The organism is Dellaglioa sp. CoH-57-MRSF-19 (assembly GCF_056781975.1).
The window spans coordinates 1-809 of record NZ_JBXAXW010000041.1 but is presented as its reverse complement, the minus strand read 5'-3'; the positions used below and the strand labels follow the sequence as shown (position 1 = coordinate 809).

Genomic DNA, 809 nt, shown 5'->3' with positions numbered 1-809 from the left:
ATTTATTTACTACCGGTAAGTATCGTGATGGGGTTTAACCTCACGCTCGGCCATGATGGGGGCCAGCTTCGAGAACGGAATAGGTCCATACTGCTCGGCACGCGCCGACACTGAAAAGCCAGCGGCGCGCAGTTGCTGATCCGCGTAAATGCGTGACAAGTCACGGAGTTCGTAAGCCGGGCTCGCATCCCAACCCACATCTGCGATCTTATATCGATCGAGCCCGTGGGTCGCATAGTCGAAATCACCGTGGCAGTGACCGTGCAGCATCCAGTAACCGTGCTGGCAGTTACGCCAGTGGGCAATCGGGTGGTGGTCCATAATGATGTTGCGCCCATTAAACTTGATGTAAGCGCGATGCTCATGCACTTCCCGGAACAAGCCACTGGTCTTGTAGAACTCGATGTGCTTGTCGTCGTGATTGCCCAGCACCAGAAACTTGTTCGGCGTCTCGATCTGTTCGATGAGTGCGCCAGTCTTCCATTTGTTGTGGAAGCTTAGGTCACCAAGAAACCAGATGACACCCTTGGGGCCAACATCTTCGTTCAGACGACGAATGATCCACTGATCGTGCTCGTCGATGTTCGAGAAATAGTGGCCTCGCGGCGTGTATTCGAGAATGTGTTCGTGGCCGAAATGAAGGTCGGCCGAAAACCACATGTCAGTAGTGCTCATGTTGAGTTCCTTGTTGTCCTTGAGGTTGGTACTCGCGACGACCCTTTTCCCAATTGCAGGGCCCACATATCGTGGTCATGTTGTGAAGCGCGTCCGCCCCACCGTTATGGCGGCTAATCGTATGATCGTGCGTA

Annotated in this window: 1 protein-coding gene; it reads right to left on the bottom strand. The window is 53.8% G+C overall.

The genetic code is table 11. The annotated features are described in order from the left end of the window. Window positions 1-9: 9 nt before the first annotated feature. Complete coding sequence (locus AC1RO3_RS08055; RefSeq protein WP_471783015.1) at window positions 10-741, bottom strand: hypothetical protein; 732 nt, start codon at window positions 739-741, stop codon at window positions 10-12. Window positions 742-809: the final 68 nt, after the last annotated feature.